This window comes from Pseudomonas sp. 21615526 (assembly GCF_013386245.1).
Classification (GTDB): Bacteria; Pseudomonadota; Gammaproteobacteria; order Pseudomonadales; family Pseudomonadaceae; genus Aquipseudomonas.
This window is the reverse complement of the sequence record NZ_JACAOM010000096.1, coordinates 1-7,809: the sequence shown is the minus strand read 5'-3', so window position 1 is coordinate 7,809 and position 7,809 is coordinate 1. Positions and strand designations below refer to the sequence as shown.

Genomic DNA, 7,809 nt, shown 5'->3' with positions numbered 1-7,809 from the left:
ATGTATTGACTGACACTCCGCTTTCGCGAGCAAGCCCGCTCCCACATTTTAGTCCGCGTCGTCCAGGTAGCGCAGCGCCAACCTCTCTGTCGCCAGCCTCGCCGGCATCAGCAGATGCGGGGCCACCAGCATCATGATCTGGTACACCACCACCCGCACCTCACCTGCTCGGTCGAGAATCCGCTGGTAGTCCAGGGAAAACAGCAAGGTCATGGTGATCTGTTCCACCAACTGCCCCAGCGCCTGGGTTTCACTGACCAGTTGCCCATCCGTCTTGAGGCGGGCCAGCAACGAGGCCAGCGTGCGCTTGAGCGCCGTCAGCAGGTTGCGGATGCCCTTGGCCAGTTTCGGCAAGCGGCCCGCCAGGTTCGACAGGTCCTGGAACAGAAACCGATAGTGCGCCATGCGCTCCACGATCAGGTGCAGGAACAGCCAGTAATCCTCGGCCGCCAGTTGTGCGTCTTCCGGCGGATCGAGCAACGGCGCCAATTCGTTTTGAAAGCGCTCGAACAGACCGAGCACCAACGGTTCCTTGCCATGGAAGTGGTAATAGAGATTGCCGGGGCTGATCCCCATTTCATTGGCCACCTCCATGGTCGACACGTTCGGCTCGCCCTTGTGGTTGAACAACTGCAAGGCACATTCAAGGATACGGTCGCGGGTCTTCATCCAGTCTTCTTAAAGTCGTCGTGGGGCTCAGCGGACTCGCACATAGGTGCCCGGCGCCGCTTCCATCGGTGGGTAATTCTGGTTGCCCAGGGCGGTCAGTGTTTCGCGCTGTACACCGGAGCGCTGCTGGATCCACGCCAGCCAGTTGGGCCACCAGCTGCCCTCGACATGATTGGCGTCGTAGTACCAGGCGCGCGGGTCGCTGCTCAGCTTGAGGTTCTCGACGTAGTTGGCCTTGGGGTTGCCCGGCGGGTTGAGGATGCTCTGGACATGCCCGCTGTTGGACAGAATGAAGCGCTTGTCGCCGCCCAGCAGCTGGGTGGAGCGGTACACCGCGTCCCACGGCGTGATGTGGTCGTTGATGCCGCCCACGCTGAAACTGTCCACCGTGACTTTCTGTAAGTCGACAGGCGTGCCGCACACCTCCAGGCCGCCGGGGTGGCTCAGCGGGTTGTGCTTGAAGAAGTCCAGCAAGTCGCCATGCAGCGCGGCGGGCAGGCGGGTGTTGTCGTTGTTCCAGTACAGGATGTCGAAGGCCGGCGGTTCCTTGCCCAGCAGGTAATTGTTGATCCAGTAGTTCCAGATCAGGTCGTTGGGACGCATCCAGGCGAATACCTTGGCCATGTCCCGGCCGTCGAGTACGCCTTGTTGGTAGGAGCGGCGCTTGGCGGCTTCCAGCGTCTGTTCGTCGGCGAACAGGGTGGCGGGGCTGTCGATCTGGCTGTCCAGCAGGCTCACCAGGTAGCTGGCGCTGGAGATGCGGCGCAGCTGGCGCTTGGCCTGCAGATGGCCTTGCAGCGCGGCGATGGTCAGGCCACCGGCGCAGGCGCCCATCAGGTTGACCTCACGGGCGCCGGTGATTGCGCGGGTTACGTTCAGCGCTTCTTCCAAAGCCGCGACGTAGGTGGACAAGCCCCATTCGCGGTGGCGTACATCCGGGTTGCGCCAGCTGACCATAAACACTTGCAGGCCACTTTTCAGGGCGAACTGGACGAAGCTGTTGTTCGGGCTCAGGTCGAAAATGTAGTACTTGTTGATTTGCGGCGGCACCACCAGCAGCGGCTTGGCGTACTGTTTTTCGCTCATGGGCTTGTACTGGATCAGCTCCAGCAGTTCATTGCGAAACACCACCGAACCGGGTGTGGTGGCCACCGTCTTGCCGACTTCAAAGGCCTGCCTGGTGACCTGGCGCGGCAAGCCGTTGTTGTGCAGCAGGTCGTCGAACAGGTTGCTGACGCCACGCACCACGCTGTTGCCGCCGGAGTTGAGCAGCTCCTTGATCGCCAGCGGGTTGAGCAGGGTGTTGGATGGCGACACCGCATCGTTGAGCAGGGCAAAGGCAAAGTGCGCCCGCGCCCGGTCGTCGGCGCTGAGGTTGCTGTCGTCGATCCAGTGGCGGGTCTGTTTTTGCCAGCTCAGGTAGGCTTGCAGGCTGCGCCGATAAAACGGGTTGAGCTGCCAGGTCGGGTCGGCGAAGCGGCTGTCCTTCGGGTTCGGCTCGTGCACCGTTTCCCCGAGCAGCACGCGGCCCAATTGCCCGCCCAACTTCAGGGCGTGGCGGGCGGTGTGCACCGGATTGCGCAAGCCGTGTGCGGCGACGCTGCGCAGGGTCGAGAGCAAATCCCGGCCGCGCAGGCCGGTGATCGCACTTTCAATATTGATGAACGCGGCGGGTGTGGGCACCGGGTTCGATACGGGTCTTTCTCGCATGCGCCAACACTCCTTCGTCAAGCCATCAACAAGCACGCCAATTCAGAACCATAGTCGGTTCTGGCCAAGTTGCGCGGCGCGGTCGTCCTGACCGCTGCCGTCTAAAGTGCGGGTTGCGGGTGAATCACCGCCCTCAGGCGTTCCTCCTGGAGAAACTTCATGATGATCGGCGCCACGGCCTCGGCCCGGGTAATCAGGAACAGATGGCCGTCGTCGATGATGTGCAATTGGGCGTTGGGAATACGCCAGGCCAGCATGCGCATGTTGATCAGCGGGATCAGCGGGTCGTCGTCGCCGGCCAGCACCAGGGTCGGCTGCTTGATCTTGTGCAGCCAGTGGATGCTGGTCCAGCCAAGCCCGGCGAACAGTTGCCAGTAGTAACCCAGCTTGCCCGCCGAACGCACTTTGCTCGCGTGTTCGGCGGCCAGTTTCGAATCCCGACGGAAGGAGCCGCCGTAGATCATCGGTGCAATGCGCACCACGTGGGACGGTTGGATATAACGCCGGGGGCTGGCCATCAGCCACAAGACTTTCGGCTTGCCCGGCACCATAAAGGCACCGGCGGCGGTGGCGGCCAGAATCAGCTTCTTGCAGCGTTCCGGATAGTCATAGGCGAACTGCTGCGCCAGCGCGCCGCCCCAGGAAACGCCCACCGCGTTGACCTGGCCATAGTCCAGGTAGTCGAGCATGCGCGCGGTGAGTTTGGCCAGGCCGGGAAAGCGATAAGGCCGGCTGGGGGTCGACGAGCCGCCGACGCCTGGCACATCAAAGGCAATCACTTCCAGGTCCGGGTCCAGGGCCTGGACGAACGGAAACACCAGCTCAAGGTTGGCGCCGATGCCATTGAAAATCAGCAGCGGCGTCAAGTGAGGCTTGCCCGGGCGTACCGCCGTGCGGATAGCTTGGCCATCCAGGTCGATGGTACGGAAGATGAACGGTTGCGGCATGGGCTTACCCTGCAAAATGGCGCTATTTCCCTGCGGGAACACGGTCAATGTGGGAGCTGGCTTGCCTGCGATGCAGACGCTACGGTGTATCAGGCACACCGAGTTGATGCCATCGCAGGCAAGCCAGCTCCCACATTTGATCCCATTCCCGCCTACCTTTCGTGAACGTATGTGCCCGGCGCCGCTTCCGCCGCTGCATAAGTCTTGTTGCCCAGGTTCGCAGGCGCCTTCTTCAACTTGCCCGACCGCTCCGCCTGCCACGCCTGCCAATGCAACCACCACGAATCGGTGTGCTTGGTGGCGTTCTCCTGCCAGTCCAGGGCCTTGCCCGGCATCGTATCGCTGGTCTGGTAACGCGATTTGGGATTGCCCGGCGGGTTCAGAATGCTCTGGATATGCCCGCTGCTGGACAGCACAAACTCCACCTTGCCGCCAAACAGCTGCGCCGACTTGTAGCAGGACTGCCACGGTGTGATGTGGTCGTTGGTGCCGGCCAAAGAATAAATATCGGCAGTGACCCGCTTCAGGTCGATCGGCGTGCCGCACACTTCCAGGGCATTGGCCCGCACCAAGGGATTGTTCTTGAACAGTTCGATCAGGTCGCCATGGAACGCGGCCGGCAAGCGGGTGGTGTCGTTGTTCCAGAACAGGATGTCGAACACCGGTGGCTCGTTGCCCAGCAGGTAGTTGTTGACCCAGTAGTTCCAGATCAGGTCATTGGGGCGCATCCAGGCAAACACCTTGGCCATGTCGCGGCCTTCCAGCACACCGGCCTGGTAGGAATGGCGCTTGGCCGCTTCCAGGGTCTGTTCGTCGACGAACAACGCCACCTGGGTGTCCAGGGTGGTGTCCAGCACGCTCACCAGCAGGGTCAGGGCGTTGACCTTCTTCTCGCCCAGCGCCGCGTAGTGGCCCAGCAGGGCGGTGCAGGTGATGCCGCCGGAGCAGGCGCCGAGCATGTTGATGTCTTTGCTGCCGGTGATCGCGCTCACCACATCGACCGCTTCTTTCAGCGCCTCGATGTAGGTCGACAGGCCCCACTCGCGCTGGGCCTTGGTCGGGTTGCGCCAACTGACGATAAACGTCTGCTGGTTATTGCGCAGGCAGAAGCGCGCCAGGCTCTTGTCCGGGCTCAGGTCGAATACATAGAACTTGTTGATCTGCGGCGGCACCACCAGCAGCGGACGTTCGTGCACCTGCTCGGTGATCGGCCGGTATTGGATCAGCTCCAGCACATCGTTGCGAAACACCACGGCGCCTTCGGTGGTGCCCAGGCTCTTGCCCACTTCAAAGGCGCCCATGTTGACCTGGCTCGGCATGCCGCCGTTGTGCACCATGTCCTTGGCCAGGTGGGACAGGCCATCCAGCAGGCTCTTGCCGCCGGTTTCAAAGAAGCGTTTGACCGCCGCCGGGTTGGCCGCGCTGTTGGTGGGCGCCATGGCCTCGGTCATCAGGTTGATGACGAAGTGGCCGCGGCTGATGTCGTGTTCCGACAGGTTGCTGTCACCGATCCAGTCGTGCAGCTCCTTGCGCCACGCCAGGTAGGTTTGCAGGTAACGTTTGTAGAGCGGGTTCTGGGTCCACGCCGGGTCGTTGAAACGACGGTCGTCGGCCTCGGGTGTCAGCTGTGATTTGCCGAACACCACGTTCTTCAATTCGACGCCGAAATGGGCGACATGCTTGACGCTGTGCAACGGTTGTTTGATGGCCTGGGTCAGCACCATCCGAGCGGATGCCAGTAAATCCTTTTTCCGTAACGCGATGATCGGGTTCAGCCCCAGGGTGTTTTCCGAGGCCTGGCGTTTCAAGTCATCGTTGTTCTTGTTACTCATCTACGACGCTCCATTGTCCGACAGACGAGTACCGGGTACCGCTGTGTACCACTACTTGCCACACAGCACAGCCTGGTACTACTGCTCGGGTGACCGTTAATACCGCATCGTCAAATGCAGGGAACTTGCCAGTTCCATTGGTTACCCGAGTTTAATTTTTTTCGCAAGCGGGCCAATCGTTGGCCACGACAGAGGGGCATTCAAGCAGATGGAATTAGAAAATGCCCACTAATGAGCAAGAGGCCTGGGCTAGAGCATCAGCCGCACGACCGACTGGCTCGGGTCGCGGGTTTTTCCGGCGGCTTTCAGCTCGGCAAGATAGTCAGCCCACAGCGCGTCCTGACGCACGGCAAGTTGATAGAGGTAGTCCCAGGTGAACAATCCGCTGTCATGGCCATCGTCGAAGGTCAATTTCAGTGCGTATTGGCCGGCGGGTTCGATCTTGGTCAAGCCGACATTGAGCTTGCCGAATTGCAGGATCGGTTTGCCGTGGCCCTGGACCTCGGCGGAGGGGGAGTGCACGCGAAGGAATTCGGCGGGCAGTTGATACACCTCGTCGGGACCGTAGGTGAGGCCCAGGGTCCTGGAGGCTTTGTGCAGGTTGATGGCGGTAGGCAGTTTGGTCATTTGGGGAACCGCTCAGAGATGATCCTGAAGGAACCGGCTTTAAACTGTGGGAGCGGGCTTGCTCGCGAATGCGGTGGGTCAGTTCATGCAATTGTGACTGACCCACCGCATTCGCGAGCAAGCCCGCTCCCACATTAAAGCAGAGCGGTTCCTGCGTGAGGCTTACAGGATATAACGAGACAGATCTTCGTTCTGCGCCAATTCGCCCAGGTGGCTGTTGACGTAGTCGGCGTCGATCTTGATTGCCACGCCATTCTGCGCGCCCGCCATGTCGCCGGCACTGAAGGACACTTCCTCCAGCAGGCGCTCAAGCAGGGTGTGCAAGCGACGGGCACCGATGTTCTCGGTCTTCTCGTTGACCTGCCAGGCAATCTCCGCCAGACGCTTGATACCGTCCGGCAGGAACTCAATCCCCAGGCCTTCGGTTTTCAGCAGCTCGCGGTATTGCTCGGTCAGCGACGCATGCGGCTCGCTGAGGATGCGTTCGAAGTCGCCCGGCGTCAGCGCTTTCAGCTCAACGCGAATCGGCAGACGGCCTTGCAGCTCCGGCACCAGGTCACTTGGCTTGCTCAGGTGGAACGCACCGGAAGCGATAAACAGGATGTGGTCGGTTTTGACCATGCCCAGCTTGGTGTTGACGGTGCAGCCTTCGATCAGCGGCAGCAGGTCGCGCTGCACGCCTTCGCGGGACACGTCGACGCCGCCGGAATTGCCGCGCTTGGCCACCTTGTCGATCTCGTCGATAAACACGATGCCGTGCTGCTCGACCGCTTCCAGGGCCTTGGCCTTGAGTTCTTCCTCATTGACCAGGCGCCCGGCCTCTTCGTCACGCACCAGTTTCAGCGCTTCCTTCACCTTGAGCTTGCGGCTTTTCTTCTTGCCCTTGCCCATGTTGGCGAACAGGTTCTGCAACTGGCTGGTCATTTCTTCCATGCCAGGCGGTGCGGAGATGTCGACGCCGGACACTTCGGCGACTTCGATCTCGATTTCCTTGTCGTCCAGCTGGCCTTCACGCAGGCGCTTGCGGAACAGCTGGCGGGTGTTGGAATCCGAGCTTGGCGCGGCGTCTTCGTTGAAGCCCATGCGTGCCGGTGGCAGCAAGGCGTCGAGGATGCGTTCTTCAGCGGCGTCTTCGGCGCGATGGCTGACCTTGGTCATTTCCTGTTCGCGCAGCAGCTTCAGGGCAGCGTCGGCCAGGTCACGAATGATCGACTCGACGTCACGGCCCACATAGCCCACTTCGGTGAACTTGGTGGCTTCGACCTTGATGAACGGAGCATTGGCCAGCTTGGCCAGGCGCCGGGCGATCTCGGTTTTACCGACACCGGTCGGGCCGATCATCAGGATGTTCTTGGGGGTTACTTCAACGCGCAATTCTTCGGGCAGTTGCATCCGGCGCCAGCGGTTACGCAGGGCGATGGCAACGGCGCGCTTGGCATCGTCCTGGCCGATGATATGGCGATTGAGTTCATGGACGATTTCGCGGGGAGTCATGGACATAGTAATTGGCGGTCCTCAAGCGGGAATAAGCCTGCGGCTTATTCGGCGAGGTCCTGCTCCTCAATGGTCAGGTTGTGGTTGGTGAAGACACAGATGTCGCCAGCGATACCCAGGGCAGTCTCGACGATTTCCCGGGCCGACAGGTCGGTTTTCTTCAACAGGGCGCTGGCCGCCGCTTGTGCGTAGCCGCCGCCGGAGCCCATGGCGATCAGGCCTTCTTCGGGTTCAACCACGTCGCCGTTGCCGGTGATGATCAGCGAGGCGTCTTTGTTGGCGACGGCCAACATGGCTTCCAGGCGGCTGAGGGAGCGGTCGGTGCGCCATTCTTTGGCGAGCTCGACGGCGGCACGGACCAGATGGCCCTGGTGCTTCTCAAGTTGGCCTTCAAAGCGCTCGAACAGGGTAAAGGCGTCAGCGGTGGCGCCGGCAAAACCGGCGAGGACCTGGCCGTGGTACAGGCGACGGACTTTTTTCGCGTTGCCTTTCATCACGGTATTGCCAAGTGAAACCTGGCCGTCGCCGCC

The 7,809-nt window shown here is 61.3% G+C and carries 7 protein-coding genes; all 7 read right to left on the bottom strand.

From position 1 onward, the window contains the following. Positions 1 to 48: 48 nt before the first annotated feature. A complete protein-coding gene (locus HX786_RS24585; protein ID WP_008439270.1) occupies positions 49 to 669 on the bottom strand; it encodes a TetR/AcrR family transcriptional regulator in 621 nt (206 codons plus the stop codon). A 27-nt stretch (positions 670 to 696) separates the two neighbouring features. Further along, positions 697 to 2,379 carry a class II poly(R)-hydroxyalkanoic acid synthase gene (phaC, locus tag HX786_RS24580; protein WP_178912709.1) on the bottom strand — a complete coding sequence of 561 codons (1,683 nt, stop codon included), beginning with the start codon at positions 2,377 to 2,379 and terminating at the stop codon, positions 697 to 699. A 101-nt stretch (positions 2,380 to 2,480) separates the two neighbouring features. Then, positions 2,481 to 3,326, bottom strand: a complete 846-nt coding sequence (phaZ, locus tag HX786_RS24575) for a poly(3-hydroxyalkanoate) depolymerase (protein ID WP_003209316.1) — start codon at positions 3,324 to 3,326, stop codon at positions 2,481 to 2,483. 152 nt (positions 3,327 to 3,478) lie between these two features. Continuing rightward, a complete protein-coding gene (gene phaC / locus HX786_RS24570) occupies positions 3,479 to 5,158 on the bottom strand; it encodes a class II poly(R)-hydroxyalkanoic acid synthase (RefSeq protein ID WP_178912708.1) in 1,680 nt (559 codons plus the stop codon). 249 nt (positions 5,159 to 5,407) lie between these two features. Then, positions 5,408 to 5,785: a gamma-butyrobetaine hydroxylase-like domain-containing protein gene (locus tag HX786_RS24565; RefSeq protein WP_003209319.1), complete on the bottom strand. Its 378-nt coding sequence runs from the start codon at positions 5,783 to 5,785 to the stop codon at positions 5,408 to 5,410. Positions 5,786 to 5,947: 162 nt separating this feature from the next. Beyond that, positions 5,948 to 7,285, bottom strand: coding sequence for an ATP-dependent protease ATPase subunit HslU (gene hslU, locus HX786_RS24560; protein WP_003209321.1), 1,338 nt, complete (start codon positions 7,283 to 7,285; stop codon positions 5,948 to 5,950). 38 nt (positions 7,286 to 7,323) lie between these two features. Then, positions 7,324 to 7,809, bottom strand: a 486-nt coding sequence (gene hslV, locus HX786_RS24555) for an ATP-dependent protease subunit HslV (protein WP_178912707.1), incomplete at its 5' end; no start/stop codon positions are given.

What these genes read in the sequence shown, in the direction of transcription:
- HX786_RS24585 (WP_008439270.1), bottom strand. Translation starts at nt 669, where the DNA reads ATGAAGACCCGCGACCGTATCCTTGAATGTGCCTTGCAGTTGTTCAAC.
- phaC (WP_178912709.1), bottom strand. Translation starts at nt 2,379, where the DNA reads ATGCGAGAAAGACCCGTATCGAACCCGGTGCCCACACCCGCCGCGTTC.
- phaZ (WP_003209316.1), bottom strand. Translation starts at nt 3,326, where the DNA reads ATGCCGCAACCGTTCATCTTCCGTACCATCGACCTGGATGGCCAAGCT.
- phaC (WP_178912708.1), bottom strand. Translation starts at nt 5,158, where the DNA reads ATGAGTAACAAGAACAACGATGACTTGAAACGCCAGGCCTCGGAAAAC.
- HX786_RS24565 (WP_003209319.1), bottom strand. Translation starts at nt 5,785, where the DNA reads ATGACCAAACTGCCTACCGCCATCAACCTGCACAAAGCCTCCAGGACC.
- hslU (WP_003209321.1), bottom strand. Translation starts at nt 7,285, where the DNA reads ATGTCCATGACTCCCCGCGAAATCGTCCATGAACTCAATCGCCATATC.